Genomic DNA, 25831 nt, shown 5'->3' on the forward strand with positions numbered 1-25831 from the left:
AAGGGCAGAATAAATAAAAGTAGGAAGTCTTATGAAATTACCACGTTTTGGCGTTGAGGAATGGCTGAATGTCCATGAAAATAGCGCCATCTATGACATTGCAGGAGTATCCATTTCTGCCTTAACCTTAGAAGAATTGTTTGCCTTGTCGGGTACCAATCCTGAGGATTTTTATAAGAAATTGCAGGGCACCAAGCTCAACTATGGCTGGATAGAAGGTTCGCCAGCATTTAAAAAATCGGTTAGTCAACTCTATACAGGCGTCAAGCCAGAACAAATTCTCCAGACCAACGGGGCAACAGGGGCCAACTTGTTAGTTCTTTATAGTTTGATTGAACCAGGAGACCATGTCATTTCCCTTTATCCGACCTATCAACAACTCTACGATATTCCAAAGTCCTTGGGAGCGGAAGTGGATTTGTGGCAGATTGAGGAGGAAAATGGCTGGTTGCCAGACTTGGAAAAACTGCGTCAGCTCATTGGTCCTAACACTAAGATGATTTGCATTAACAATGCCAATAATCCAACTGGTGCTGTCATGGATAGGACCTATTTGGAAGAATTGGCGGAAATTGCTGCTGAAGTGGGGGCTTACATACTCTCGGATGAAGTCTATCGTTCCTTTTCTGAGCTGGATGTGCCATCCATTATAGAAGTCTATGATAAAGGAATTGCTGTCAATAGCTTATCCAAGACCTACTCCCTGCCTGGTATTCGTGTGGGCTGGGTGGCTGCCAATCATCAAGTGACAGATATTCTGCGAGATTATCGGGATTACACCATGATTTGTGCAGGTGTTTTTGATGATCTGGTAGCTCAATTAGCTCTGGCTTCTCGCCAAGAGATTTTGAAGAGAAATCGGCGCATTTTAGAAGAAAATCTAGCTATTTTGGACCAATGGATTGAGAATGAACCTCTCGTTTCCTATATTCGTCCAGCGGTTGTTTCTACCAGCTTTGTCAAGATTGCAGTGGATATGCCCATGGAAGATTTTTGCTTGCAACTTCTGCAGGAATACGGTGTTCTTCTGGTACCGGGCAATCGTTTTGAACGTGACGGCTATGTCCGTCTAGGTTTTGCCTGTGAACAAGAAACTCTAATCAAAGGATTAGAAAAACTATCCCAATTTTTAAGAAGATTTGATAAAGAAAACTAGCTCAGGTGGTTGAGCTAGTTTTCCTTGTTTTCAGGTGTAGTTCTTTGGAACAATTTCCGCCAATCTGGTAGAGAGATTTCAGGGCTTGGAATGGAAGTGCTAATATTGTCCCTCCAAATTTGGTAGCGGGTGTCAAAGAGTAGCCGAATGAGTTTGTCCATCATGTCCGCCTCTTGAGGAGATAATTCTTTTCTCAATCGGTCCATTTCCTGTAATTTCTGTAGGGGATTTACCGTGATGTCGCTAAATCGTTCAATCCCTGCTTGGATGAAAATTCCGAAAAAGAGGTCAAAGAAATCTTTCAATTCTTCATCCGTTAGACTAGCAGTCCAAGCTTTTAAAGTCTGGTCGGTTTGAAGGCTGTCGCTAGTTAGGGCAGGGGCTGACTTGAAATCAGTTCCTTCAATTTCCCAAGAAAATGTGATGTGTTGGAGAAGACCGATGGTGTTGCTCTGAACAATTTGGGCATTTTCAGGTGTTTCCAACATCATTCCCACGATGGAATTTTGTGGAATGAGGGGGTAAATCCGATTTTGAATGGCTCGGTAGCCAGGAGCTTCCAAATGCTTTTTATGGAGCCCTGGTGCGTCAAAGGGATAGACAGCCACAATTCGCTCTTGTAAATCTGAGGACTGCTTACTTGCGGAATAAAGGGCTAAATTACCACCTTTGGAATGCCCTGCGATATAGAAGTTCTCCTTTTGATTAGACATTATTTTTTCCAAATAATCACTTGCAGAACGCTGGGCAGGAATTTCATCCATATAGGTCATTTGGAAGTCTTCCTTCCAACCGATAATGGTGTCATCTGTTCCCCTAAAACAAGTCAGGACAGTCTGTCTGTCCAAGTGGTAGCTAATGGCGGCGAATTGTTGCTCTTGGTCCAACTGATAATCGTCAACGAAGCCAAATGCCTTGATAGACTTGAAGCGTATGGATTTGGCAAGAAGGGCAAATAAGGCTAGGCGATTTTTGGTCACCATAGAAAAGGGAGGGAAGTCATTCTGATAAGTTGCTTCAAAATGCTCAGCCAGATGATCCAGTCGGATACCATTTTCGGTAAAGGAGGTGGGCACAAGCTTGTCGAAAGGCAGGTAGGAAAGCTCAGTCAGGGCCAAAATGTCCAGTTTGTTCAGGGGCTGGTCGTAAAAACTGTCGTATTGACTTTCTTCTATGTAATTTAATAAATTTGGCATGGTAATCCTTTCCTTTTTCTTCTAGTATAGCGAAATATGTGTGGAATGACAAATTTTGATTGGAGATTTAGAAAAATCCCCCTTTTTTCCTGAATTTTAGGCTATAATATATAGTATATATGAAAAAGTGAGAGAGAGCGATGCAGAAAATACTTCTTGTTGAAGATGATAAGACCATTAGCCAACTAGTTGCCAAAAACCTGATAAACTGGGGTTATCAGGTCCAAGAGGTCAAGGATTTTCAGACGGTTTTGGACCAGATAAGAGATTTTCAGCCCCATTTGATTTTACTGGATATTGGCCTGCCTTTTTTCAATGGCTATTACTGGTGTCAGGAAATTCGCAAGACATCCCGTGTGCCCATTATGTTTCTGTCTTCCCATGATCAGCCCATGGATATTGTCATGGCGATCAATATGGGAGCAGATGACTATGTGACCAAGCCCTTTGAAATGACGGTTCTCCTAGCCAAAATACAGGGGCTTTTGCGGAGAACTTACGATTTCGTGGGTGAACAAAGTTTACTCTGGTTTGAAGAGGCTTCCTTAGATTTGAAGACTATGCAGGTGTCATATGGACAGGCTGTAGAGGAGTTGACACGAAATGAATTTCAGATATTACGGGTGCTTTTTGAGCATGGTAAGGAAGTGGTCAGTCGTGAGGAGCTGATGAGAGAACTCTGGAACAGCGATATTTTTGTGGATGACAATACCTTGTCGGTTAACATCGCTCGCCTGCGTAAAAAGTTGGCAGAACTGGGTCTACCAGATTTGATTGCGACCAAGAAAGGAGTGGGTTACGGCCTGGTGTGGACACATGAATAAGGATGATTTTAGCTCACTAGTATCAGAATTTTTACCCACTTGGCTCCGTCATCGTTGGCTGTTTTTAGTTAGCTACGGTCTTTTTGCCACGACAATTATGGCTTATAGTAGTCTCTTTGACATCGAGAGGGACCTGGTTCTCTATGCCCTCATCCTCCTTAGCATTTGTTGGCTCTTTGCCCTCCTCTGGGATTTTGTCAGGGAATTTTTCCGCTTTGGAAAAATCTGGCGTGGTCAGAAAGTAGCCACTGGTACAGCCAGTGAACGTTGTTTGCAGGAGAGAGTGGAGCGACTAGAAGTCCAAAACAAGCTCCTGCTGGAAAAACAACGTCAGGAACAGACAGAATTAGATGACTACTACACCCTCTGGGCCCACCAGATGAAAACGCCTATCGCAGCCAGTCAGCTCTTGGTAAAGGAAGTAGGCAGTAGTTCAGTCCGTCATCAGCTTGAATCAGAACTTTTTAAAATCGAACAATATACAGGTTTGGTCTTGAACTATCTCCGTCTACAGTCTTTCCATGATGATTTGGTTATCGAATCTGTCAATTTGGAAGAACTGGTCAGAAGTTTGGTCAAGAAATATTCCCTCTTTTTTATTCAGGCCAGTACCAGCTTGGACTTGGGACCGCTGGATAGGACAGTAAAGACCGACAAACGCTGGCTGGGTCTCTTGATTGAGCAGATTTTATCCAACGCCCTCAAATATTGTCAGGGGGGAACCATTTCGATTGCTCTGGACGGAGATGAGTTGGTCATTCGTGATACAGGAATAGGGATTGCAGAGAGTGACTTGGAGCGGGTTTTTGAGCGTGGTTTTTCAGGTTTCAATGGCCGCAGAACCCAGCAATCTTCGGGTCTGGGACTTTATCTCTCCCGGAAAATCGCTGCGGAGCTGGGCTATTCCCTCAAACTAAGCTCCAAAGTGGGTCAGGGAACAGAGGTGCGAATAGGTATCAAAGAAGTGGAGATGATTTTTGACTAATCTTACAAAATTGTCACGCAAATGAAAGCTAGGGCTATGGCAGACTGTCGGAGGATGGGCTAGAATGGGGGTAGAAAAAGAAAAGGAGGCAGTAAGATGACACTTTTAGATGTACAACACGTTCAAAAAATTTACCAAACCCGCTTTCAAGCCAGTCAGGTTGAAGCCTTGAAAGACATTCATTTTACAGTTGAAAAGGGTGAATATGTCGCCATCATGGGGGAATCTGGTTCTGGAAAATCCACCTTGCTCAATATTTTGGCAACCCTTGATAAGCCAACGCATGGCAAGGTCCTGCTCAATGGTGTCAATACAGAAACGATTAAGAGCAAGGAAGCTGCAGCCTTTCGTCGAGAGAAATTGGGATTTGTCTTCCAAGATTTCAACCTCTTAGATACCCTCTCGGTCAAGGACAATGTGCTCTTGCCTCTGGTTTTGTCTCGCTATCCGATTGATGAGATGAACAAGCGACTGGTTCATACACTGAATAGTCTAGGAATTGCGACCTTACAAGACAAGATGCCCTACGAGCTTTCAGGCGGTCAGCAGCAACGGGTTGCGGTGGCGCGTGCCATCATTACCCAGCCAGAAATCCTCTTAGCGGATGAGCCGACTGGAGCCCTCGACTCCAAATCAACGGCCACCCTTCTCGATATTTTTGAAAAAATCAACCAAGAGGGGCAAACCATTTTGATGGTAACCCACTCGACAGCGGCAGCTAGCCGTGCCAAACGGGCCCTCTTTATCAAGGATGGTATCCTCTACAATCAAATCTACCGAGGTGAAAGAAACAATCAGGAGATGTACCAACTGATTTCAGATACCTTGACAGTCATGGCGAATCGAGGTGAGTAATATGTTTGGACTAACCTTTCGATTGGCTCTGACCAATCTCAAAAAGAACCGCAGGCTCTATTTTCCCTATGCCCTGATGACCAGCTTGTCCACAGCCATTGCCTATATTTTCACTGCGCTTGCCTTTCATCCTGATTTAGGTCAGGTCAAGGGAGCCAATGGGGTAACCATGGTTTTGGGCTTCGGTATGATTGTAGTCATGTTGGCAGTTGCCATCATGGTCTTCTATGCCAATAGTTTTGTCATGAAGCAGCGGTCAAAAGAGTTTGGTGTCTATAGTATCCTAGGCTTGGAGAAAAAACACCTTCTCTTGATGACTTTTCTAGAAAATCTAGTTTTTGCAGCCGGTACCATTCTGACAGGCTTGTTGCTAGGATTGACCTTGGATAAACTATTCTATGCCCTCTTGCTGAAGACCATGCAGATGCCTGTGGTCCTGGCTTCAACCTTCCAGTTGAAGAGTCTGGTCACAGTGCTTATCTATCTCTTTGGGATTTTCGCCTTGGTCAGTCTATTTAATATTGGGAAACTGGGCTTGACCGACTCGCTCAAACTGGTTCAAGGTAAGAAGCGAGGGGATAAGAAAACTGGCTTCCTCTGGCTACAAACCCTCTTAGCCCTTATCCTATTGGGGTCAGGCTATGCCATTGCCCAGCTAGTGACCAATCCTTTTCAGGCGGTTCCGAGTTTCTTTGGTGCAACCTTACTGGTTATCTTTGGGACCTACCTGCTCTTCCAAGCAGGTGTTATCAGTCTCTTAAACTGGCTAAAACACCGTCAGACCTATTACTACAAGCCTGAGAATTTTATTTCTGTATCCAACTTGATTTTTCGTATGCGGAAAAATGCTCTGGGCCTTGCGACCATTACCATCCTCTCAAGCATGTTCTTGGTGACCATGGTTGGAGGACTTAATATATACATCGGTGGCAAAGATTATATTGCCAATCAAAATCCAAATGATTATTCGATTGATGTTGGAATGCAACCAACCACTTCAAAAGATCAAACGGTGAAGTGGGAGGAGTGGGCGGAAGCTATCTTAGAAGAGACGGATATTCCTGTTGAAAGTAAGGTAGTCTATCCTTACCAGCAAGCCTATTTTTCTGAGGTGACAACCCAGCAAATAAAATTTTTGACGGATGAAGAGGCCGCTGGTATGGATTTCTCTGATCGAGTGGGGATCGGTTTTGTCCTTGATCAAGCCAGCTATGAAAAGATGACAGGAGAAGCACTCCAGTTGGCATCTGACCAAGTGGCAATTTTTAGTAAGGGAGTCCAGTATCAAGCTGGTCAAACCCTCACCTTTGATGAAAAGGAGATGGAAGTTGCCCAAGTCTTGCCCAAGAATGTGACTTTAGGACATCTACCAGACCATGGTTCCTTCCTTCTCAGCCAGTATCTGGTCATTGTTGTTCAAGACTTGGCTGTTTTTGAACATCAAGCTGAGAATCGCTATTATATGGGCTTTGAAAGCAGTTTATCAGAAGAAGAGCAGGTAGATAGCCATGAATCAGGACGTTTTGAAAGTGAGCTTTGGGAGTCCAATATATTACCGAATGGAACGAACTCCATCATTCTGGCCTATCGTGCCTATGCGATGCGTGGTTTCTTCAGTTTTGCAGGTTCACTTTTCTTCATCGGCCTCTTGTTATCACTCATCTTTTTGATGGCGGTGGTGCTGGTGATTTACTTCAAACAGATTTCAGAAGGCTATGAAGACAGAGATCGCTTCGTCATTATGACCAAGGTTGGTCTGGATGAGGATCAGACGAGACAGTCCATTCGCAAGCAATTGCTGACCGTCTTTTTCCTACCTATCCTACTTGCCTTTGTCCATCTTGCCTTTGCCTACAAGATGCTATCATCCATTCTTTTGTCTATCGGCGTGGTTAATGCAGGGCTTATGTTGCAGGTGACAGCAGGCATCTGTGGTGGCTATCTCCTACTCTACCTAGTGGTCTATGCCATCACAACACGATCTTACAAACAGATTATTTCCTAAACTTGGGGTGACCCAAGTTTTTAATTTTTCCACTATTTTGTTTTACATACTAGTCACCTTGTGTTATACTATAGGTACAAAGCTAATAGGTAAAACAAACTAGTGATAGAAGACAAAGAAAATCACTTTTATTTTTATCAGACTAGTCGGTATTACAAACTAAGGAGAGGAGAGCTTATGAAAGAAACCCAGATGCTTAAGGGGGTCCTGGATGGCTGTGTATTGCAAATAATCAGCCAGAAGGAGATTTATGGTTATGAGCTGGTTCAGGAATTGCGAAGTCAGGGCTTTGAAAACATGGTCGGAGGGACAGTCTATCCCCTCCTTCAGAAGTTAGAGAAAAATAGCCTGATTTTTAGTCAGAACAAGCCATCGCCAGACGGGCCAGACAGAAAGTATTTTTATCTGACAGACCAGGGGAAGGCTTATTTAGAAGATTTTTGGTCTCAGTGGGCTGAGCTGGTTCAAAAGGTTCAGCGATTGAAAGGAGAATAAGATGAGCAAACAAATGGAATACCGCAAGCAGATTGAAGTGATTGAAAGCCAGTTGACCAAGGAAAACAAGGAGTATATGGGCCGTATCAATGGCTATATGATGATTGCCTCTGTCTTTCACAGGCAGGAAGAAGCAGTGACTGCCCAGCTCTTATCCATTTACCAAGATGTTCTTGAAGCCCAAAAAGACGGGCTTTCGGCGGAGGATTTTCTGGGTAAAGATAGCAAGCAGATGGCGGACGACCTACTCAGCTATCTCCCACCCATTGGTTTTTCTGAAGTCGCCAATCTGAGCGGCCTCATGCTGGTCATCTATCTAGGTAGCCAATGGCTGATGGATTTTGCAGGGACAGGAACCATCTCCCTCAACTGGCTGGACCTGATATGCGACGCGCTACTTAGCCTCCTCCTCCCTGCTGGGATTTTCCTCATCATTCGCAGTCTGATTTACCAGACCAGCAAAATCAAGATATGGGCAAGCTTTCTCTGCATTCCCCTTCTTTTTCTTGTTATTTGCGGACTTCGTCTCTGGGCAATGCCCAAGGAACCTGACCTAGTCTTGACTGGCTGGGGACTTCTAGTGCCACTCACCTTGCTCGGTCTCGCTCTGCTATTTTTCCAAAAGGAAAAATTAGTCCGCTATGTCTTTTTACCGACCTATCTCTTTATGATTGTTGGTGGTGTGGTAAATATGGTCATGACCGTTCCAGTTTGGCTCAATCTGATGTTGGTCATCCTTCCAGCCATGGCCTTTTGGATCGGAACTGCGATTTTGTTGGTGGGGAAAAGGAAATAGATGGTATATTTTGGTATAATAGAGTGAGGTTTTTAGGGTTCGATTGATAGACTGGAAATAAGAAGTCACATTCGGCGCGTTATGCTAGCCCCTCGTGTCAGGTAAACTGCGGGGGTATTCTGATACTAGACTATATTTTGCCAATTCAGAGATAGTCTATGAATCGCTAACGAAAATAAACCATTTGACAATTGAATAAAGGGGTGCTATACTCTAAGTAATGATGATGAGAGTTCCAAAGGAACACAAAAAGCCCCCAACGTTGCAGCGTTGAGGGTTTTCTTTTTGGCTCTAAGCTTTTTCAAGCTATGCCCTAGGGTTATTTGTTGCGTGAGTTGAGCCAATACTCAAACAATGCTGTCAGGATAGATACCAGCAAAGGAGCAACAAACGTGATGATAAGTAATTCCATTTAGAACACTTCACCCCCTTTCTATCCCAAAGGGGCAAGCAAAGTATATCAGAATAGCGATTGACCTGTCAATCGCTCGAATTCATCCCTATTTGCTTATTTGTAATCAGATTATAGTTCTAGCAAGAAGCACCCCTGTATGAACGGAATATCTAGTAAAATCGGAGATAGAAGATGACCGACAGGAAAAAAGGCTGTTTCATATTACGAAAAAGCCATCAATACTCTCTAGGGTGAATACGAGGGTGAACAAATTACTAAAACAACTCATTCCAAGGTTACAGAAACCTTATTAAATCAACATTTATAGACAACAAAGGAGTAAACCATGACATTTGAAGAGATTTTACCAGGCCTCAAGGCCAAGAAAAAGTATGTTCGCACAGGCTGGGGCGGGGCGGAGAACTACGTCCAGCTCTTTGACACCATTGAGGTCCACGGGCAAAAGCTGGAGGCGACGCCCTACTTCCTCATCAACGTGACGGGCGAGGGCGAAGGCTTCTCCATGTGGAGCCCGACCCCTTGCGACGTCCTTGCGACCGACTGGGTAGAAGTTCATGACTAAGACAGCCCTCATCACAGGCGTTTCCAGTGGCATCGGACTAGCTCAGGCAAGGATTTTTTTGGAAAATGGCTGGCGTGTCTACGGGATTGACCAGGCCAGCAAGCCTGATTTGGCAGGCGATTTCCACTTTCTACAGCTGGACCTGACTGGCGATTTAAGCCCAGTCTTTTCCTGGTGCCAGACAGTTGACGTCCTTTGTAATACCGCAGGCATTTTAGACGATTACCGACCCCACCTCGATATTGAGGAGGATGAATTAGTTCGCATTTTCGCGGTGAATTTTTTTGCGGTGACAAGACTGACTCGCCCCTATCTACAGCAAATGGTGGACAGACAGGCCGGTATCATTATCAATATGTGCTCCATTGCTTCTAGCCTTGCAGGTGGAGGAGGCTCCGCCTATACGGCCTCCAAGCACGCTTTGGCAGGTTTTACCAAGCAGCTGGCACTGGACTATGCCAAGGACAAGGTTCAGGTCTTCGGCATCGCCCCTGGTGCAGTCCAGACAGGTATGACCCAGAAGGACTTTGAGCCTGGTGGCCTAGCGGACTGGGTGGCAGATCAGACCCCTATCGGACGCTGGACCCAGCCCAGCGAAATAGCAGAGCTGACCTTCATGCTGGCTACTGGCAAACTTGCCTCCATGCAAGGCCAGATTATCACCATTGACGGCGGCTGGAGTTTGAAGTAGAAAGGAGCACCCATGACCCCTACACAACTCTGGCAAGAATTTCTTGCCATCAACCCCCAAGCAGGTCCTGAGCCAGAGGCCTGGGCTTTTGGGGCGGAAGCTGATCGGCTGGCTGACTTGGTGGCTAGAGGCATAAAAACTTCGACCAGCTCTGCCCATGCCCTCTACGCAGTAGAGGGAGAAGAAATTCCAACAGCTGGTGGCTATGCCATCATTCTGGACGGTCAAGGTCAGGCTGCCTGCATTATCCAGACCACCAAGGTCTATGTGACGCCCTTTTCCCAAGTGACGGAAGATCATGCCTATAAGGAGGGCGAGTTCCGTCAGGAAGGGGACTTGTCCGTTGTAAAAGAGAAAAGTTTGGCTCACTGGCGACAGGTCCATGAAGAACTTTTCACGATTTGGCTGGCAGAAGCAGGCCTGTCCTTCTCAGAAGATATGCTAGTCGTCTGTGAAGAATTTGAATTGGTTTACCCTAAATAGACCATTCTACTGGATGCAACCAACCTGTAGTTTGTTTTCTAATACTAACATTTTTTGAGAAACTGGCTTCATTCCAGTTTCTTTTATTGTTCACGAAAATTCCTTATCATACTGCCATTTTCCAAAAAAAGTAAAATTTGCTATAATAGGGTCATAACAATGAAAAGAGAGATACTTATGAGCAATAACTATGCAATTATCCTAGCGGCGGGTAAGGGAACTCGCATGAAGTCTGACTTGCCAAAGGTCTTACACAAAGTGGCAGGAATTACCATGTTGGAGCATGTCAAACGGGCTGTAGATGCTATGGAACCTGCTAAAACAGTAACCATTGTCGGTCATAAGGCAGAATTGGTGCAGACTGTTCTCGAAGGGCAGTCAGAGTTTGCCCTTCAATCTGAACAGTTGGGGACAGGCCACGCCGTTATGATGGCAGAGCCAGCTTTGGCAGGACTAGATGGTCATACCCTTGTTATTGCAGGTGACACACCACTGATTACAGGCGAGAGCTTGAAAAACTTGATTAACTTCCACATCAGCCACAAAAACGTTGCGACTATTTTGACAGCTCAGGCTGATAATCCTTTCGGCTATGGTCGTATTATCCGCAATGCAGACGGCGAAGTCTTGAAAATTGTTGAGCAAAAAGATGCCAATGATTTTGAAAAACAAGTCAAGGAAATCAATACTGGAACCTACCTTTTTGACAACAAGCGTTTGTTTGAAGCCCTTAAGGACATCAATACGGATAATGCCCAAGGTGAATACTATTTGACGGATGTTATTTCCATTTTCCGTCAGGCAGGGGAAAAGGTCGGTGCCTATGTCCTCAAAGACTTCGATGAAAGTCTGGGTGTCAATGACCGTATCGCCCTTGCGACTGCAGAAGCTGTCATGCGCAAGCGGATCACTGAAAAGCACATGATTAACGGAGTAACGTTTGTTAATCCAGAAGCGACTTATATTGACATCGATGTGGAAATTGGTGCAGAAGCAGTCATCGAAGCCAATGTTGTCTTGAAAGGTCAAACAGTCATCGGTGAGCGAACTGTCTTGACAAACGGAACCCGAGTACGTGATTCAAAAATCGCAGCAGATGTCGTTATTAGCAATTCAGACATTGAAGAATCAGTTATCGAGGAAGGAGTGACAGTAGGACCATTCGCCCATATCCGTCCAGATAGCCTTCTGAAAAAAGATGTTCACGTTGGAAACTTTGTGGAAGTCAAGGCTTCGACACTGGGTGAAGGAACCAAGTCAGGTCACTTGACCTATTTGGGTAACGCAACTATCGGCAGTAATGTCAATGTTGGTGCAGGTACCATTACTGTCAACTACGATGGGAAGAACAAATACAAGACGACCATCGGCGACAACGCCTTTATCGGTTCCAACTCAACCATCATCGCTCCAGTAACAATCGGTGACAATGCCCTGCTTGCTGCTGGCTCTGCCATTACCAAGGACATTCCAAAAGATGCCATCGGTATTGGTCGTGGTCGTCAGGAAAACAAGGAAGGCTATGCGACCCGCTTTCCCTTCCATCCAAGCCAAAAATAGGTGATACCATGAATTTTGAAGAAAAAACAATTGAGCGAAAAGAGATTTTCAAGGGGCATATCTTTGATGTCGTTGTTGACGATGTCTTACTGCCAGATGGTAACACAGGCAAGCGTGAACTGATTTTCCACAAGGGGGCAGTATGTGTCTTGGCAGTCACTCCTGAAGGTAAAATGATTTTGGTTAAACAATACCGCAAGGCTATCGAGCGTGCTATCTATGAAATTCCAGCAGGTAAGTTGGAACTAGGCGAAGAAGATACGCTGGAAGATGCTGCCTTGCGTGAATTGGAAGAGGAAACAGGCTATACCAGTGACAAGCTGACCTTGTTAGCAGATTTTTACTCTGCTATCGGTTTTTGTAATGAGCGTATTCGCCTCTATTTAGCTGATAACTTGGTTAAAGTGGAAAACCCTCGTCCCATGGATGAGGACGAGGTCATTGAACTGTCTTATGTAACTCTAGAAGAAGCCTTGGAGCTTATCGCAAGTGGAGATATTTGTGATGCCAAGACCATCATGGCGGTTCAATATTTACAACTCATGAGAAAGTAGGAGATGACAGTGGGCAAGCCCTTGTTAACGGATGACATACTAAAACGAGTGAAAAAAATGCAGGAAGCTGATACAGATGAACGCTTTGGGCATTTTAGTCCCAAGCAAACGGTATCCATGGATGAAAAGATTTTTGAGCCCATTTTAGATGAAGACTACCAAGGCTACGAGGAAGGACAGACCATCCGTATTCCCGTCAAACCATCGGTGGTAAAAAGTCGTAGAATTGAAACCATCAAACGCGAAGAATTTCGGGGAAAAGTCAATAAAATTCTCTTTTGGGTCATCCTTTTACTAATTGTCTTTATTATTGCTGTCTTGTTTATTTAAGGAGAAATCATGAAATTTGGAATTATCGCAGCCATGCCCCAGGAGCTGAAGATTTTGGTAGAGCAGCTCCAAGACAAGGTAGAAGTAGCTGTCTTGGGTCGGACCTATTACCAAGGCCGTATTGGTCAGCATGAAGTAGTGCTTGTCCAGTCGGGCATTGGCAAGGTCATGTCAGCTATGTCGGTGGCCATCTTGGCTGACCGCTTTGCAGTGGACGCCATTGTCAACACAGGCTCAGCAGGGGCAGTAGCTGACGGGATTGCCATCGGTGATGTGGTGGTAGCTACTCACTTGGCCTACCACGATGTTGATGTGACGGCTTTTGGCTACGCCTATGGGCAAATGGCAGGGCAGGAATTGTATTATCCAGCTGACCAAGTCTTGTTAGAACAGTTAACAGGCGTTTTGGCAGAGCAGGAAATAACCAGTCATCAGGGTCTGATTGTGACCGGTGACAGTTTTATTGCTGGTCAGGATAAGATCGCCAGCATAAAGGAAAACTTCCCAGATGTTCTTGCTGTGGAGATGGAAGGAGCGGCCATTGCCCAAGCGGCCGTTAATACAGGTAAACCTTTCTTAGTCATCCGTGCCATGAGTGACACAGCTCAGGGAGATGCCAATATCACCTTTGATGAATTTATTATCCAGGCAGGTGAACGGTCTGCTCAGACCCTGATTGCCTTCTTAGAACAAGCATAAAGCAAGCCTCGCGAGGCTTGCTTTTTCTGAAAACCATGAAAAGACCTTTGAAACAGCTGAAAATACCGAATTTTTATCTATAAAACACAAAATTGCTTGACCAGATACTTTTTTTTTTTAGTATACTAGTGAAAGTGTTTTTTGACACAAAAATATGAATATAAAACGGAGGTTTTTATATGAAACTCAAAAGATGTTCTAGCAAGAAACAACTTCATAAGTGGGCCAAGTCGGGTGTTGTTTTTGCTTCAATCGCAGTCCTTGGTGGCGTGGTTGCTCCTGTGGGCGGTCAGCTACTGAATACTCCTAACACTGTTTACGCTCAGGAGAAGACTACTAAGGTTATTTATGGTATCAGTAAGTTTTCGAGCAGCTCTATGACGAGTGAAAGTTCGACAATTATTGAATATATACCTACAGGTGTCTCAAAAACATACGTAGCCCCTGTTATCGAAGGGTATAGGTTAGAAGCTGCTAGGGCAAGCTATCTAGATACGATGACGACCGTTCCTCATAAGGATGGGGTTGTTACTTTGCCGGATGGGTTTAGTGATAGTGTTATTGGAGTAACTTTTGCATATTTTGCAATTGAACAGCCGGTTGAGACTCCAGTTGAACAACCAGTTGAGCAGCCGGTTGAAACCAAGCCAACCGAAACCAATCCGTCAGATACTAAGCCATCAGCTTCAAGCGAGTCCACTAGTCCGTCCAGCACTAGCCAATCAAGCGCCACTAAGCCATCAGCTTCAAGTAGCTCCACTAGTCCGTCCAGCACTAGCCAATCAAGCGCCACCAATCCATCAGCTTCAAGCAGTTCCGCTAGCCAATCAAGCGCCAGCAAGCCAGATGAGACGAAACCAACCGAAACCAAGGTTACTGAGGACCAAGTATCCACTTCACCAGTCTATCGCCTTTATCATGAAGACTTGAAGGTCCATCTCTATACCAGAGATGCCCATGAATATAAGGTCTTGGCAGGTCGTGGTTGGAGACAGGAAGGTCAGGCATTCTTGTCCGCATCAAAAGGTAGCCCAGTTTATCGTCTCTATCATGAGGGTTTGAAAGTCCATCTCTATACCAGAGATGCTCACGAGTACAAGGTTTTAGCAGGTCGTGGTTGGAGACAAGAAGGCACTGCCTTTTACTCAGTGACAGATGGCATACCTGTTTACCGCCTTTACAATGAAGGATTGAAAAAACATCTTTACACTACAGATGCAAATGAATACAAAGTGCTAGCTACACGTGGCTGGACACAGGAAGGAATCGCCTTCTACTCGGCTAAGTAAATAGAACATGCATAAAGCAAGCCCATTGGACTTGCTTTATTTCTTATTCACGAACGACAAGGACAACATTTCTAGTGATTACTTCTTGCTCAGCTTTACAACCGCCTCTGTTCGTGCGGTATGGGGAAACATATCAACGGATTGGATGTATTCCACCTTATAAGCCTTGGTTAGCTCTACTAAATCTCTGGCTAGGGTTGAAACGTTGCAGGATACATAGACCATTTTCGCTGGTTTGTATTCCAAGATGGTTTTGAGGAGTTTTTCATCGAGTCCAGTCCGTGGTGGGTCAACTACTAAGGCATCTGCACGGTAGCCTTCTTTGTACCACTTAGGAATAATCTCTTCTGCCTTACCAGCTTCGTAGTAGGTATTGGTCAGTCCCATTCGTTGAGCGTTGGCCTTGGCATCTTCGATGGCTTCTGGGATGATATCCATGCCACGAACAGACTTGACCTTTCGTGCAAAGGCAAAGCCAATGGTTCCCACGCCACAGTAGGCATCAATCAAATCTTCATCGCCAGAAATATCCAGTGCCTTGACTGCTTCTCCATAGAGAACTTCCGTTTGTTGGGGATTTAATTGGTAAAATGCCCGAGGTGACAGGGAGAACTCGTAGTCCAAAACAGCTTCTTCAATGGCCTGTTTGCCCCATAGAATTTCTGTTTTTTCCCCATAGATGTCGCTGGTTTTCTGCCTGTTCCAGTTAAGAGCAACAGTGACAATAGTTGGAAATTGTTTGGTTAAGTCTCCAATGAGTTTGGTCAGATTGACCTGACAGGAGGTGACAAAAATGACCTGAACTTGACCAGATTGACGGGCTCTGCGGACCATAACCGTGCGAATGCCCTGTTCTTTACGCTCGTTGTAAATGGGAATGCGGTGCTTGGTCAGCAAATCAGCAATGCTATTGATAATCTTCTGGGTCTCTTGGTCTTGAACGTAGCAGTCTGTAATACCAATCAAGCGGTGGGAATTTTCAGCATAGAGCCCAGCCTTGACCTGCCCCTTGAAAGAGCGGGTTTGGAATTGTAATTTTGCCCGGTAATGACTTGGCTGATCCATACCAATGGTCGGATGGATAGTATAATTTTCATAGCCAGCTGGTTTGAACTTCTTCAAGGCTTGTTGTAGCAGGTCTTGCTTGAAATCCAGTTGCTTGTCATAGCGGAGGTGCATGATTTGGCAGCCTCCACAGGCTTGGTAGAACTCACAGGCAGGCTTGACACGGAATTTGGATTCCTTATTGATTTTTAAGAGCTTGGCTTCGACAAAATTTCGTTTGACCGAAGTGACCTGGCAATAGATTTCTTCTCCCTTGAGGGCACCAGGAACGAAGACTAGCGTTTTTTGATAAAAGCCGATTCCTTCGCCATTGATACCCATTCGCTTGATTTTCAAGGGAATTCGTTGGTTTACTTGTAGATTCATATTATTATTTTACCGAAAATTCCTGTATAATGAAAGAATGAAAATCACAAAAATTGAAAAGAAGAAACGCCTCTATCTCCTAGAAGTTGAGGGGCAGGAAAATACCTATGTTACGGAAGATACCATTGTCCGCTTCATGCTTAGTAAGGACAAGGATATCACAGAAGAGGAATTTCATGTCATTCGGGATTTTGCCCAGTTCTCTTATGGAAAAAATTTAGCCTTGTATTTTATTTCTTTTAAACAGAGAACAAGAAAAGAAGTGCTTGATTATCTGGCAAAGTATGAAATTAGCGGAACACCTGCTCAAAAAATTGTCGCAAACTTGGAAGAGGACAAGTGGATTGACGATAAAGGCTATGTGGAGGCCTACATCCGTCAGAATGGATTGAGTGGTGACAAGGGACCAGCTATGCTTCGTCAAAAGTTAATGGCCAAGGGAATTTCAAAAACCTTGATTGATGGCAGCTTGGCAGAGGTCGATTTTTCAGACCTGGCTGGTAAGGTGGCAGAGAAGTTGCTTCGGAAATACCAGAACAAGTTGCCTCTACGTGCCTTGCAGGATAAGCTGGTTCAGGGCTTGATGGCTAAAGGATTTTCCTATGAGCTGGCCAAACAGAGTATGACTCAATTAGAATTGACTTCAGATGAAGAAAATGAGACAGAGTTGATTTTCAAGGAGTTAGATAAGCAATACAGGAAATACAGTCGAAAATATGAGGGATATGAGCTGAAACAACGTTTGATGCAGGCTTTGGCTCGCAAGGGCTTTGATTTTGATACCATAAAATCTGCTCTTCGTGAATATCTATGAGAAAAATCTTCGCCTAGGTTGAAAAAATATGGTATAATAGTCAAGATAAATTGTAATAGTAGAAAGTTGGTAACAAAGTGAAATTACCAAAGGAAGGCGACTTTATTACTATTCAAAGTTATAAACATGACGGTGAAATTCATCGCACTTGGCGTGACACCATGGTATTAAAAACAACGGAAAATGCTATTATTGGAGTCAATAATCATACCTTAGTGACTGAAAATGACGGCAGACGTTGGGTAACGAGAGAGCCAGCAATCGTTTATTTTCATAAGAAATACTGGTTCAATATCATTGCAATGATTCGTGAGAACGGAGTTTCCTATTATTGCAATCTTGCCAGCCCTTATGTTCTCGACAATGAAGCACTCAAGTACATCGACTATGACCTAGATGTTAAGGTTTTTGCGGATGGTGAGAAAAGGCTCTTGGATGTGGACGAATATGAGCGTCATCGCAAGGCTATGAAGTATTCCAATGATATTGATTTTATTTTGAAAGAAAATGTCAAGATTCTGGTGGATTGGATCAACAATCAACGTGGTCCCTTCTCTCCAGCCTATGTCAATATCTGGTACAAACGCTATTTAGAACTGAGAAGTAGATAAAGTTAGAGAAAGAAAATCCTGTTTTGCAGGTTTTTTTCTTACCATAAAGGAGGAAAGATGGCTTTTGATCAAACAAATGGACGATACGCAAGTTTTGGTATTGTCACCTCATTGCCTGGAGAGGTTATTGACAGTTTTTGGTATTTTATTGATAACTACTTAAAGGGAGTTATTCCCTTAAAAAGTGTCCTGCGTTTTTCCATCAAAAATCGAAAAGGAAAGGTGACACTTGTTTTTTCTCAAGAGGGCTATAAAAATGCCATTGCTCTAGATTTGAACAGTCGTTTCGATCCTTTTTATCCGTCAACGATTTTAGTGATGGATAAGCAGGGCAAGGAAACCATTACTCTGCCAGATGAGGTGACCTTGTTATAGGTCGGATGGCTGTAGGGAGCTGGAGACTGTTTGACCCATGAAAGTAAAAGGATAGAAAATTCCTATCTACCACGTTATATGTATTGTTAATATATGATATTTATTGTAAAATAAATATAGAGATTTCGTTGGTTAGAAAGGAGGACATGATGGTCAATCAAGTTGATGAGAAACCCCTTTATTTGCAACTGGTCGATGAGCTTGAGGTGGCTATTCGTGAGAGGATGGCTCCAAACGATAAATTATTCTCAGAACGCGAATTGACACAGGTCTATGGGGTTAGTCGCATTACTGTTCGTCTGGCCTTGCAGGAATTGGAGAAGCGTGGTCTTGTTTATAAGAAACATGGAAAGGGGACCTATGTTTCAGAAATTTCGAATACAGCTGTGGATTTATCGCAAGCCTATAGTTTTACCGAGCAGATGAAAAAAATTGGGAAGTGCCCACGGACAGCTATTTTATCTTTTGGATGCGTTCAAGCTACGGATTATATTGCCCAACATTTGCAGGTTAATCTTGGTGAGAAAGTCTTTGAAATAGAACGTCTTCGCCTAGCTGATGAGGTTCCAATGATGTTGGAAAGAACCTATGTACCTGCTTCCCTCTTTCCTGCCTTGACAGCCAGCAGGATGAGTGAAAAACCACTCTATGAAATCTTTCTTGAAGATTATGGTCAGATGATTCGATTGGCAGAAGAAGAGTTTTACGCTAGCATTTCTTTAGACAATGAAGCGAAGATTTTAGGTATTCCAAGTAACAGTCCAGTTCTTCATTTGGTGAGAAAAACCTATAATGATAAAAATAGGATAATAGAGTTTACCTTTAGTATTGCTAGGGCAGACCAGTTTCGCTATAAGATTAGCCATCAGAAACAGAAAAACGCAGATAGTTAAGTCTGCGTTTTTGCTTTTAACGGTGGTTGGCCGTGATTTCGAATTTATAGTATTTCCAGTGCTTATAGGTTTCAGTATATTCCATAATTTCGCCACTTGCACTGTGAGTGGTCGTTTTGTTTTGAAGAACGGCTGGCTCAGTGGTTTTCAACTGCAAGTGTTTTGCAACTTCTTTTGGACATGGGCTAACAATTTCATTTGTTTCCACAAATGGTTCTTCAGACATGTGGATGTTGTAATCCAACTTGAAGCGTTGGTAGATAGATTGGTAGTGCTCTAGTGGAGCATCTGGATTTTGGATATATCGTTGTGGAATATAGGAGTTATGGAAAATGTATGGCGTATTTTCTGCTGAACGGACACGAACAATTTTATAATAGAAATCATTTTTGTCTAAATTAAGTTTTTCAAGGATTTCAGGATCATTGCCTTTTTCACAAGAGAGCACGACGATGGTATCTTTATCCATAGGGAAAACTTCAATATCAGAGAATTCCACCAAACGTCCTTTACGTGAACGAGATACAAAGGTTCCTTTACCCTGCTGACGAACTAGATAACCATCTTTAACCAATTCATTGACAGCACGGATAACCGTAATAGAGCTAACATTAAAGAGCTTGGTTAATTCAGATTCTGTGTAAAATTTGTCGCCATTTTCAAATTTACCAGAAATAATCTGTTGACGTAAGTCATTCTGTATAAGTTGATACTTAGGTACTTTCATCTTTATTACTTCCTTTCTAGCGATTATTATACTAAATGGATAGAAAAAAATCAAAAAATATAGCTAGAATTTCTAAAAAAATCCTTGTAAACCCCTTTCATGACGGGATTTATCAAAAAATGTAGAAATTATTTCAAAAAATAATAAAAAGTAGTGGACATAACCAGTAAAAAGTGTTATTATATTAACAGAAAGGTATATGGTTATAAAGGTGACAAGATGACAGAGTTCTATATAAAAGATCAAATTTACTTAGATCATCAACCCTTTAAAATTTTATCGGGTGCTATCCACTATTTCCGAGTACACCCTGATGACTGGTATCATTCCTTGTATAATTTGAAAGCTTTAGGTTTTAATACGGTTGAAACCTATGTTCCTTGGAATATGCACGAACCTAAAAAAGGGGAGTTTTGCTATGAAGGAATACTAGATCTTGAGCGCTTTTTACAGCTGGCTCAGGATTTGGGGCTTTATGCTATTGTTCGCCCTTCCCCATATATTTGTGCTGAGTGGGAATGGGGAGGTCTCCCCGCTTGGCTGATGCAGGAAGAGCTGCGGGTTCGTTCGCATGACGAGCGCTACCTAAAGCACTTAGATGAATATTACGCTTCTCTTCTTCCTAAATTAGCCAAGTTCCAACTCGCACAAGGTGGTAATATCCTTATGTTCCAGGTAGAGAATGAATATGGCTCTTATGGTGAGGACAAGGAATACCTGAGAGCAGTAGCAAGTCTGATGCGTAAGCATGGCTTGACAGCTCCCCTCTTCACCTCGGACGGTGCTTGGCGGGCGACGCTTCGAGCAGGAACGCTGATTGAAGATGACATCTTTGTGACGGGTAACTTTGGTTCAAAAGCCAAGGAAAATTTTGCAAATATGCAGGCTTTCTTTGAGGAACATGGTAAAAAGTGGCCCTTCATGTGTATGGAATTCTGGGATGGCTGGTTCAATCGCTGGGGCGATGAGGTCATTCGCCGTGATCCAGACGAGATGGTCGATGCTGTTATGGAATGTATTGAATTGGGTTCTATCAATCTCTACATGTTCCATGGTGGAACCAACTTTGGGTTCATGAATGGTTGCTCTGCCCGCGGTCAGATTGATTTGCCACAGGTAACTTCTTACGATTACGATGCGATTTTAGATGAGGCTGGTAATCCAACCAAGAAATTCTATGCCTTGCAAAAACGTATGAAGGAAACCTATCCAGATTTGGACTATGCTGAGCCACTGGTAAAAGAAGCCAGGGCCTTGCCAAGTGTGGACTTGAAGGATAAGGTAAGCCTCTTTGCTGTAGCAGAAAATGTAAGCGATTACTCCTCTAGCTTCTATCCAAAAAATATGGAAGAGCTGGGGCAATCGACGGGCTATATCCTCTATAAAACGCAGTTAGAGCGGGATAAGGAGGAGGCAGAACGGCTTCGTGTCATTGATGCGCGTGACCGTATTCAAGTCTATGCAGATGGTCGTTTGGTTACCACACAATACCAGACAGAAATTGGTGAAGACATTGCACTAGAGTTTGCATCCAACCATGTTGAACTGGCTGTCTTGGTTGAAAACATGGGACGGGTCAATTATGGTCATAAGTTGACAGCACCGACGCAGTCTAAAGGTTTGGGTCGAGGGGCTATAGCAGACTTGCACTACATTGGTAATTGGGACATGTATCCATTGCCACTGGATGATATTTCTGGTCTGGATTTCACGAAAGAGTGGCAGGAGGGTCAACCAGCCTTCTATCGCTACCAGTTTGAAGTGGAAGAACTGGCAGATACTTACTTAGACATGACAGGTTTTGGTAAGGGTGTCGTATTTGTTAATAATGTCAATATCGGACGTTTCTGGGAAAAAGGTCCAATCCTCTATCTCTATATTCCAAAAGGATACTTAAAGAAAGGAGTTAATGAAATAGTCGTTTTTGAAACGGAAGGGCAATATAGAGACAAGATTAGCTTTTCACAGGAACCCGTTTATAAAAAAGTATAGGTGCTCCGCTGAGGGTGTCTAACAGAAAGATTTATGAAGAAAAGGAGAACACTGTATGGCAATTATTGCTACACGTATTGACGGTCGTTTGATTCACGGTCAGGTTGCTAACCTTTGGACTACAAAATTAAATATTAGTCGTATCATGGTTATTGACGATGCTGTTGCTCAAAACGACATTGAGAAACAAGGTTTGAAATTAGCTTGCCCACCGGGTGTAAAATTATCTATTTTGCCAATCGAAAAAGCAGCTACTAACATCAAGGAAGGTAAGTATGACGCACAACGCTTATTGATTGTTGCTCGTCGTCCTGAAAACTTCCTGCGCTTAGTTGAATATGGTGTAGAACTCGCTGAATTGAATGTCGGCAATATGTCACAATCACCAGAAACTCGCTCTGTTACTCGCTCCATTAACGTTGTAGATAAAGACATTGCGGACTTTGATGCCTTGGTTGCTAAGGGAGTAAAATTGATTGCTCAAATGGTACCAGGCGACTCACCAAAAGACTTTATGCCTCTCTTGGATAAGGTTAGATAAATTTCGGATATTTTTGAAAAATTTAAAAGGAGGTTCACTATTATGCAATGGTGGCAAATATTACTTCTAACGCTCTACTCTGCTTATCAGATCTGTGATGAGTTGACAATTGTATCGTCAGCTGGTTCACCAGTCTTTGCAGGGTTCATCTCTGGTTTGATCATGGGTGACATGGCAACTGGTTTGACTATTGGAGCGTCACTTCAATTGATGGTACTTGGTGTCGGTACGTTCGGTGGTGCATCACGTATCGACGCAACTTCTGGTGCGGTTCTTGCAACAGCTTTCTCAGTATCACAAGGTATTGACCCAGAATTGGCCGTATCTACTATCGCAGTACCTGTAGCAGCACTTCTTGTTTATACAGATATTGCAGGTCGTTTCTCTACTACATACTTCGCACACCGTGTAGATGCTGCTGTTGAAAAATTTGACTATGCAGCAATCGAACGCAACTACCTACTTGGTGCTATTCCATGGGCTGCATCTCGTGCACTTCCTGTGTTCCTAGCGCTTGCATTTGGTGGTGAGTTCGTAGAATTGATGGTTACAAAAATCCAAGAATATCAATGGATTGCAGATGGTTTGACTCTTGCAGCTCGTATGCTTCCAGGTCTTGGTTTTGCAATCTTGCTCCACTACCTTCCATTGAAACGCAACCTTCACTACTTGGCAGTTGGTTTTGCCCTTACAGCTATGTTGACTGTTCTTTACGGTAACGTTTCAGCTTTGGGTGGTGCTGTTGCTGGTATCGTTGGCACTCTTCCTGAAGATGCAGGTATCGCTTTTGTGAACAACTTCAAAGGCTTGTCAATGATCGGTATCGCTATTGTGGGTGCTTTCCTTTCAGTGCTTCACTTCAAAAATAGCCAAAAAGTAGCAGTGGTTGCTCCATCAGTTTCAGAAAGTGGGGAAATTGAAGATGACGAAATCTAATTACAAACTAACAAAAGAAGATTTTAATCAAATCAACAAACGTAGCTTGTTCACTTATCAGTTGGGCTGGAACTATGAGCGCATGCAGGGTTCTGGTTACCTCTACATGATTTTGCCACAGCTTCGTAAAATGTATGGAGATGGTACTCCTGAATTGAAGGAAATGATGAAATTGCATACTCAATTCTTCAACACTTCTCCATTCTTCCATACTATCATTACTGGTATTGACTTGGCGCTTGAAGAAAGCGACGGTGTCGCTTCTAAGGATGCGGTTAACGGTATTAAGACAGCCTTGATGGGACCATTTGCCCCAATCGGTGACTCTATCTTTGGTTCCCTTGTTCCAGCTATCATGGGTACTGTAGCAGCGACTATGGCTAAAGAAGGAACTCCAGCAGGTATCTTCCTTTGGGTAGCAGTAGCAGTAGCTTATGACATCTTCCGTTGGAAACAGTTGGAAATTGCCTATAAAGAAGGGACTAAACTCATCACAACTATGCGTGATAAGTTGACAGCTCTTGTAGATGCTGCTTCTGTAATGGGTGTCTTCATGATGGGTGCCTTGATTGCAACTATGATTAACTTTGAAGTATCTTGGGCTCCAAGTGTTGGTGAAAAAGTGATTGATGTACAAGACTTGCTTAACACTATCTTCCCTCGTTTGGTACCAGCTATCTTCACAGGCTTTGTCTTCTGGTTGCTAGGACGCAAAGGTATGACTTCTACTAAGGCTATCTTGATTATCATTGTGCTTGCGGTAACGCTTTCAGCAATCGGTAAGTTTGTCTTTGGCATGTAAGCATATGGGTAAGAGTTTAGTTTTAGTAAGTCATGGTATCTTCTGTGAAGAGTTGAAAAAATCAACTGAGATGATTATGGGTCCTCAGGAGGACATCTATACAGTAGCCCTCTTGCCAGAAGAAGGTCCAGAAGACTTCCAGAAAAAATTTGAAGAAACAGTTGCTGAATTAGATGACTTTGTTGTATTCGCTGACTTGTTGGGCGGAACACCAGCTAACGTTGTTTCCCGTAAATTGATTGACGGTGGGCAGTTTGACCTCTATGCAGGTATGAACATGCCGATGGTCATTGGTTTCTTGAACGGCGTCCTACTTGGTGAAGCAGTTGACTATGTGGAATTTGGTACAAGCAACCTCGTCCACGTCAACAACCTATTAACAAGTGATGAGGATGATGAAGATGAGTGAAACAGTCAGGGAAGTGACTGTTTCAGCCCGAGCTTAGAAACTGGAAAGCGAGGGGGAGTGGGAAAGAACTCGATATGTTGAAGAGAGTTCGTCTTCCCACCCCCGCACAGTTGATTAGGTTAGCTTTGGAGTATATAATGCGAACAAAGCTACCAATCAACCACTGCGCTGAGATGTTGCATGAAATCTGAGAAGTGGTGGAAACTTATCACCCAGACAGTTCGGTACATTTTAGCGCAGGAGAATTGCTCTCCTTCTAGTTTTCTGACTAGTCATCTATATGATGAGGCTTTAAGTATCCTGAGGGGAAGCACGTTGAATGCCTCCCCTCCTTTGTTTTCGTGAGGAAAAGCAATGATTGAAGTAAAAGAATTTGGTGAAAAAGCGAAGCTCTATTGCTTGAAAAATAAAAATGGTATGCAGGTCAGTCTGACAGATTTTGGTGCTAGAGTGGTGGAAGTGCTTTTGCCAGTAGAAGAAAATGGTGGTTTACGAAATGTCAGTTTGGCGGCAGGGGCAGATCTTGATTACCGTAAGACAGATTTGTATCCTGGTTCTACTATTGTTCCAGTTGCTGGACGGATTTCAGGTGCACAGGCTGAGATAAAGGGAACACGCTATCATTTCACAGAAAATGAACCAGGTCGAACCTTGCATGGTGGGGTTGACACGGCCAATGAGCAGTATTGGAATGTTGAGCTGGACCAGGAACACAATCAAGTGACCTTTGGTATGGTCCTAAAAGATGGTTTTAATGGTTTTCCTGGTGATGTGCGGGTCAAGGCTATCTATGGTTTGACAGACCAAAATGAGTTGACGGTTGACTATCAGGCTGTGTCAGAAAAGGATACGATTTTCAACCCAACCAACCACATCTATTTCAACTTGATGGGAGATTTTCAGCAGTCGGTGGCAGAGCATAAAATTCGGATTGCGGCCAATCGCTATGCTCCACTTGGTGAGGACAATCTGCCGACAGGTGTTTTAGAGGATGTGACAGGAACACCATTTGACTTCAGAGAATTGGCTCCATTTGCTCAGGGATTTGATAGCCAGCACCCTCAGAATGTCCTTGTGAAAGGCTACGACCATCCGTGGCTCTTGGAGGATGTGGATAGGCCAGTTGAAGTGGTCAGTCCAGATGGAAAAATTGTTCTGCGCGTGCGAACCAATCAGCCATCAGTGGTTATCTACACCTACAATTATCCTGTCGAAGCTTTGGCTGCCTATCATGGAGCTTTTAGCTTGGAATGTCAGGCCTTGCCGAATGCTTGCAACCTAGATGGCTTCGGCTCTATTTTGCTGGAAAAAGATGAGGAATTCTTGTCCCAGACTGTTTATCAATTTACATGGTAAGAATGAGAAGCTCTAACTGTTATACAGATAGGGCTTCTTGTCTTTTTTG

At 43.6% G+C, this 25831-nt stretch carries 29 protein-coding genes; 25 read left to right on the forward strand and 4 right to left on the reverse strand.

What is annotated here, in order from left to right; translation table 11 throughout:
• Positions 1–31 precede the first annotated feature (31 nt).
• Positions 32–1156 carry an aminotransferase gene (locus tag C1G57_RS02440; protein ID WP_105113613.1) on the forward strand — a complete coding sequence of 375 codons (1125 nt, stop codon included), beginning with the start codon at positions 32–34 and terminating at the stop codon, positions 1154–1156.
• A gap of 14 nt (positions 1157–1170) precedes the next feature.
• On the opposite strand, the gene C1G57_RS02445 is transcribed toward C1G57_RS02440, so the two are convergent.
• The gene (locus tag C1G57_RS02445; protein ID WP_105113614.1) at positions 1171–2352 is read right to left on the reverse strand and encodes a DUF2974 domain-containing protein; all 1182 of its coding nucleotides are present in this window, start codon (positions 2350–2352) and stop codon (positions 1171–1173) included.
• A gap of 140 nt (positions 2353–2492) precedes the next feature.
• On the opposite strand from C1G57_RS02445, the gene C1G57_RS02450 reads away from it, so the two are divergent.
• The 6 genes from C1G57_RS02450 (at position 2493) to C1G57_RS02475 (ending at position 8312) form a co-directional block, all read left to right on the forward strand.
• Positions 2493–3176 carry a response regulator transcription factor gene (locus C1G57_RS02450; RefSeq protein WP_105113615.1) on the forward strand — a complete coding sequence of 228 codons (684 nt, stop codon included), beginning with the start codon at positions 2493–2495 and terminating at the stop codon, positions 3174–3176.
• Positions 3169–4161 (forward strand): sensor histidine kinase, encoded by a 993-nt coding sequence (locus C1G57_RS02455; RefSeq protein ID WP_105113616.1) that lies wholly within the window; start codon positions 3169–3171, stop codon positions 4159–4161. Before C1G57_RS02450 ends, C1G57_RS02455 begins: the two co-directional genes overlap by 8 nt.
• Before the next feature lie 96 nt (positions 4162–4257).
• Entirely contained in the window at positions 4258–5016 is a 759-nt protein-coding gene (locus C1G57_RS02460) for an ABC transporter ATP-binding protein (RefSeq protein WP_105113617.1), read from the forward strand.
• Position 5017: 1 nt separating this feature from the next.
• Complete coding sequence (locus C1G57_RS02465) at positions 5018–7021, forward strand: ABC transporter permease (protein ID WP_105113618.1); 2004 nt, start codon at positions 5018–5020, stop codon at positions 7019–7021.
• Positions 7022–7198: 177 nt separating this feature from the next.
• Complete coding sequence (locus tag C1G57_RS02470) at positions 7199–7516, forward strand: PadR family transcriptional regulator (protein ID WP_105113619.1); 318 nt, start codon at positions 7199–7201, stop codon at positions 7514–7516.
• A 1-nt stretch (position 7517) separates the two neighbouring features.
• Positions 7518–8312 (forward strand): hypothetical protein, encoded by a 795-nt coding sequence (locus C1G57_RS02475; protein WP_105113620.1) that lies wholly within the window; start codon positions 7518–7520, stop codon positions 8310–8312.
• A 319-nt stretch (positions 8313–8631) separates the two neighbouring features.
• Here the strand turns inward: C1G57_RS02475 and C1G57_RS11035 are convergent, their stop codons facing one another.
• Positions 8632–8724 (reverse strand): type I toxin-antitoxin system Fst family toxin, encoded by a 93-nt coding sequence (locus C1G57_RS11035; RefSeq protein ID WP_125175730.1) that lies wholly within the window; start codon positions 8722–8724, stop codon positions 8632–8634.
• Positions 8725–9052: 328 nt separating this feature from the next.
• Here C1G57_RS11035 and C1G57_RS02480 point away from each other — a divergent pair, with 328 nt between their 5' ends.
• The 8 genes from C1G57_RS02480 to C1G57_RS02515 all read left to right on the forward strand — a co-directional run bounded on the left by C1G57_RS02480 (position 9053) and on the right by C1G57_RS02515 (position 14895).
• On the forward strand, positions 9053–9289 hold the full coding sequence (locus C1G57_RS02480; protein ID WP_004194840.1) for a DUF2829 domain-containing protein: 237 nt from the start codon (positions 9053–9055) through the stop codon (positions 9287–9289).
• Complete coding sequence (locus tag C1G57_RS02485; protein WP_105113621.1) at positions 9282–9980, forward strand: 3-oxoacyl-ACP reductase; 699 nt, start codon at positions 9282–9284, stop codon at positions 9978–9980. The genes C1G57_RS02480 and C1G57_RS02485 overlap by 8 nt, the downstream gene beginning before the upstream one ends.
• A gap of 12 nt (positions 9981–9992) precedes the next feature.
• Positions 9993–10463 carry an ASCH domain-containing protein gene (locus tag C1G57_RS02490; protein WP_105113622.1) on the forward strand — a complete coding sequence of 157 codons (471 nt, stop codon included), beginning with the start codon at positions 9993–9995 and terminating at the stop codon, positions 10461–10463.
• 177 nt (positions 10464–10640) lie between these two features.
• The gene (glmU, locus tag C1G57_RS02495) at positions 10641–12023 is read left to right on the forward strand and encodes a bifunctional UDP-N-acetylglucosamine diphosphorylase/glucosamine-1-phosphate N-acetyltransferase GlmU (RefSeq protein WP_105113623.1); all 1383 of its coding nucleotides are present in this window, start codon (positions 10641–10643) and stop codon (positions 12021–12023) included.
• 8 nt (positions 12024–12031) lie between these two features.
• A complete protein-coding gene (locus tag C1G57_RS02500) occupies positions 12032–12577 on the forward strand; it encodes an NUDIX hydrolase (RefSeq protein ID WP_105113624.1) in 546 nt (181 codons plus the stop codon).
• 9 nt (positions 12578–12586) lie between these two features.
• Positions 12587–12907 carry a cell wall synthase accessory phosphoprotein MacP gene (macP, locus tag C1G57_RS02505; RefSeq protein ID WP_105113625.1) on the forward strand — a complete coding sequence of 107 codons (321 nt, stop codon included), beginning with the start codon at positions 12587–12589 and terminating at the stop codon, positions 12905–12907.
• Positions 12908–12916: 9 nt separating this feature from the next.
• On the forward strand, positions 12917–13606 hold the full coding sequence (locus tag C1G57_RS02510; protein WP_105113626.1) for a 5'-methylthioadenosine/adenosylhomocysteine nucleosidase: 690 nt from the start codon (positions 12917–12919) through the stop codon (positions 13604–13606).
• A 179-nt stretch (positions 13607–13785) separates the two neighbouring features.
• Positions 13786–14895 (forward strand): hypothetical protein, encoded by a 1110-nt coding sequence (locus C1G57_RS02515; protein ID WP_105113627.1) that lies wholly within the window; start codon positions 13786–13788, stop codon positions 14893–14895.
• Between the two features lie 78 nt (positions 14896–14973).
• Here the strand turns inward: C1G57_RS02515 and rlmD are convergent, their stop codons facing one another.
• Positions 14974–16326, reverse strand: coding sequence for a 23S rRNA (uracil(1939)-C(5))-methyltransferase RlmD (gene rlmD, locus C1G57_RS02520; protein ID WP_105113628.1), 1353 nt, complete (start codon positions 16324–16326; stop codon positions 14974–14976).
• Between the two features lie 37 nt (positions 16327–16363).
• Here rlmD and recX point away from each other — a divergent pair, with 37 nt between their 5' ends.
• The 4 genes from recX to C1G57_RS02540 all read left to right on the forward strand — a co-directional run bounded on the left by recX (position 16364) and on the right by C1G57_RS02540 (position 19019).
• Positions 16364–17140 (forward strand): recombination regulator RecX, encoded by a 777-nt coding sequence (gene recX / locus C1G57_RS02525; protein ID WP_105113629.1) that lies wholly within the window; start codon positions 16364–16366, stop codon positions 17138–17140.
• 77 nt (positions 17141–17217) lie between these two features.
• Positions 17218–17751 carry a DUF402 domain-containing protein gene (locus C1G57_RS02530; protein WP_105113630.1) on the forward strand — a complete coding sequence of 178 codons (534 nt, stop codon included), beginning with the start codon at positions 17218–17220 and terminating at the stop codon, positions 17749–17751.
• A 57-nt stretch (positions 17752–17808) separates the two neighbouring features.
• Positions 17809–18126: a DUF960 domain-containing protein gene (locus C1G57_RS02535; protein ID WP_105113631.1), complete on the forward strand. Its 318-nt coding sequence runs from the start codon at positions 17809–17811 to the stop codon at positions 18124–18126.
• A gap of 149 nt (positions 18127–18275) precedes the next feature.
• Positions 18276–19019 (forward strand): GntR family transcriptional regulator, encoded by a 744-nt coding sequence (locus C1G57_RS02540; RefSeq protein WP_105113632.1) that lies wholly within the window; start codon positions 18276–18278, stop codon positions 19017–19019.
• A gap of 16 nt (positions 19020–19035) precedes the next feature.
• Here the strand turns inward: C1G57_RS02540 and C1G57_RS02545 are convergent, their stop codons facing one another.
• The gene (locus C1G57_RS02545) at positions 19036–19746 is read right to left on the reverse strand and encodes a GntR family transcriptional regulator (protein ID WP_105113633.1); all 711 of its coding nucleotides are present in this window, start codon (positions 19744–19746) and stop codon (positions 19036–19038) included.
• Between the two features lie 219 nt (positions 19747–19965).
• On the opposite strand from C1G57_RS02545, the gene C1G57_RS02550 reads away from it, so the two are divergent.
• The 6 genes from C1G57_RS02550 to C1G57_RS02580 all read left to right on the forward strand — a co-directional run bounded on the left by C1G57_RS02550 (position 19966) and on the right by C1G57_RS02580 (position 25782).
• The gene (locus C1G57_RS02550) at positions 19966–21738 is read left to right on the forward strand and encodes a glycoside hydrolase family 35 protein (protein WP_105113634.1); all 1773 of its coding nucleotides are present in this window, start codon (positions 19966–19968) and stop codon (positions 21736–21738) included.
• A 55-nt stretch (positions 21739–21793) separates the two neighbouring features.
• Complete coding sequence (locus C1G57_RS02555; RefSeq protein WP_105113635.1) at positions 21794–22279, forward strand: PTS system mannose/fructose/N-acetylgalactosamine-transporter subunit IIB; 486 nt, start codon at positions 21794–21796, stop codon at positions 22277–22279.
• A gap of 39 nt (positions 22280–22318) precedes the next feature.
• Positions 22319–23215: a PTS mannose/fructose/sorbose/N-acetylgalactosamine transporter subunit IIC gene (locus C1G57_RS02560; protein WP_105113636.1), complete on the forward strand. Its 897-nt coding sequence runs from the start codon at positions 22319–22321 to the stop codon at positions 23213–23215.
• Complete coding sequence (locus tag C1G57_RS02565; RefSeq protein ID WP_105113637.1) at positions 23202–24017, forward strand: PTS system mannose/fructose/sorbose family transporter subunit IID; 816 nt, start codon at positions 23202–23204, stop codon at positions 24015–24017. The genes C1G57_RS02560 and C1G57_RS02565 overlap by 14 nt, the downstream gene beginning before the upstream one ends.
• Positions 24018–24021: 4 nt before the next feature.
• Positions 24022–24426 carry a PTS sugar transporter subunit IIA gene (locus C1G57_RS02570; protein WP_105113638.1) on the forward strand — a complete coding sequence of 135 codons (405 nt, stop codon included), beginning with the start codon at positions 24022–24024 and terminating at the stop codon, positions 24424–24426.
• 354 nt (positions 24427–24780) lie between these two features.
• The gene (locus tag C1G57_RS02580) at positions 24781–25782 is read left to right on the forward strand and encodes an aldose epimerase family protein (protein ID WP_105113639.1); all 1002 of its coding nucleotides are present in this window, start codon (positions 24781–24783) and stop codon (positions 25780–25782) included.
• Positions 25783–25831 lie beyond the last annotated feature (49 nt).

This window comes from Streptococcus suis (assembly GCF_002960425.1).
Taxonomy (GTDB): Bacteria; Bacillota; Bacilli; order Lactobacillales; family Streptococcaceae; genus Streptococcus; species Streptococcus suis_S.

What these genes read in the sequence shown, in the direction of transcription:
- C1G57_RS02440 (WP_105113613.1), top strand. Translation starts at nt 32, where the DNA reads ATGAAATTACCACGTTTTGGCGTTGAGGAATGGCTGAATGTCCATGAA.
- C1G57_RS02445 (WP_105113614.1), bottom strand. Translation starts at nt 2,352, where the DNA reads ATGCCAAATTTATTAAATTACATAGAAGAAAGTCAATACGACAGTTTT.
- C1G57_RS02450 (WP_105113615.1), top strand. Translation starts at nt 2,493, where the DNA reads ATGCAGAAAATACTTCTTGTTGAAGATGATAAGACCATTAGCCAACTA.
- C1G57_RS02455 (WP_105113616.1), top strand. Translation starts at nt 3,169, where the DNA reads ATGAATAAGGATGATTTTAGCTCACTAGTATCAGAATTTTTACCCACT.
- C1G57_RS02460 (WP_105113617.1), top strand. Translation starts at nt 4,258, where the DNA reads ATGACACTTTTAGATGTACAACACGTTCAAAAAATTTACCAAACCCGC.
- C1G57_RS02465 (WP_105113618.1), top strand. Translation starts at nt 5,018, where the DNA reads ATGTTTGGACTAACCTTTCGATTGGCTCTGACCAATCTCAAAAAGAAC.
- C1G57_RS02470 (WP_105113619.1), top strand. Translation starts at nt 7,199, where the DNA reads ATGAAAGAAACCCAGATGCTTAAGGGGGTCCTGGATGGCTGTGTATTG.
- C1G57_RS02475 (WP_105113620.1), top strand. Translation starts at nt 7,518, where the DNA reads ATGAGCAAACAAATGGAATACCGCAAGCAGATTGAAGTGATTGAAAGC.
- C1G57_RS11035 (WP_125175730.1), bottom strand. Translation starts at nt 8,724, where the DNA reads ATGGAATTACTTATCATCACGTTTGTTGCTCCTTTGCTGGTATCTATC.
- C1G57_RS02480 (WP_004194840.1), top strand. Translation starts at nt 9,053, where the DNA reads ATGACATTTGAAGAGATTTTACCAGGCCTCAAGGCCAAGAAAAAGTAT.
- C1G57_RS02485 (WP_105113621.1), top strand. Translation starts at nt 9,282, where the DNA reads ATGACTAAGACAGCCCTCATCACAGGCGTTTCCAGTGGCATCGGACTA.
- C1G57_RS02490 (WP_105113622.1), top strand. Translation starts at nt 9,993, where the DNA reads ATGACCCCTACACAACTCTGGCAAGAATTTCTTGCCATCAACCCCCAA.
- glmU (WP_105113623.1), top strand. Translation starts at nt 10,641, where the DNA reads ATGAGCAATAACTATGCAATTATCCTAGCGGCGGGTAAGGGAACTCGC.
- C1G57_RS02500 (WP_105113624.1), top strand. Translation starts at nt 12,032, where the DNA reads ATGAATTTTGAAGAAAAAACAATTGAGCGAAAAGAGATTTTCAAGGGG.
- C1G57_RS02510 (WP_105113626.1), top strand. Translation starts at nt 12,917, where the DNA reads ATGAAATTTGGAATTATCGCAGCCATGCCCCAGGAGCTGAAGATTTTG.
- C1G57_RS02515 (WP_105113627.1), top strand. Translation starts at nt 13,786, where the DNA reads ATGAAACTCAAAAGATGTTCTAGCAAGAAACAACTTCATAAGTGGGCC.
- rlmD (WP_105113628.1), bottom strand. Translation starts at nt 16,326, where the DNA reads ATGAATCTACAAGTAAACCAACGAATTCCCTTGAAAATCAAGCGAATG.
- recX (WP_105113629.1), top strand. Translation starts at nt 16,364, where the DNA reads ATGAAAATCACAAAAATTGAAAAGAAGAAACGCCTCTATCTCCTAGAA.
- C1G57_RS02535 (WP_105113631.1), top strand. Translation starts at nt 17,809, where the DNA reads ATGGCTTTTGATCAAACAAATGGACGATACGCAAGTTTTGGTATTGTC.
- C1G57_RS02540 (WP_105113632.1), top strand. Translation starts at nt 18,276, where the DNA reads ATGGTCAATCAAGTTGATGAGAAACCCCTTTATTTGCAACTGGTCGAT.
- C1G57_RS02545 (WP_105113633.1), bottom strand. Translation starts at nt 19,746, where the DNA reads ATGAAAGTACCTAAGTATCAACTTATACAGAATGACTTACGTCAACAG.
- C1G57_RS02550 (WP_105113634.1), top strand. Translation starts at nt 19,966, where the DNA reads ATGACAGAGTTCTATATAAAAGATCAAATTTACTTAGATCATCAACCC.
- C1G57_RS02555 (WP_105113635.1), top strand. Translation starts at nt 21,794, where the DNA reads ATGGCAATTATTGCTACACGTATTGACGGTCGTTTGATTCACGGTCAG.
- C1G57_RS02565 (WP_105113637.1), top strand. Translation starts at nt 23,202, where the DNA reads ATGACGAAATCTAATTACAAACTAACAAAAGAAGATTTTAATCAAATC.
- C1G57_RS02570 (WP_105113638.1), top strand. Translation starts at nt 24,022, where the DNA reads ATGGGTAAGAGTTTAGTTTTAGTAAGTCATGGTATCTTCTGTGAAGAG.
- C1G57_RS02580 (WP_105113639.1), top strand. Translation starts at nt 24,781, where the DNA reads ATGATTGAAGTAAAAGAATTTGGTGAAAAAGCGAAGCTCTATTGCTTG.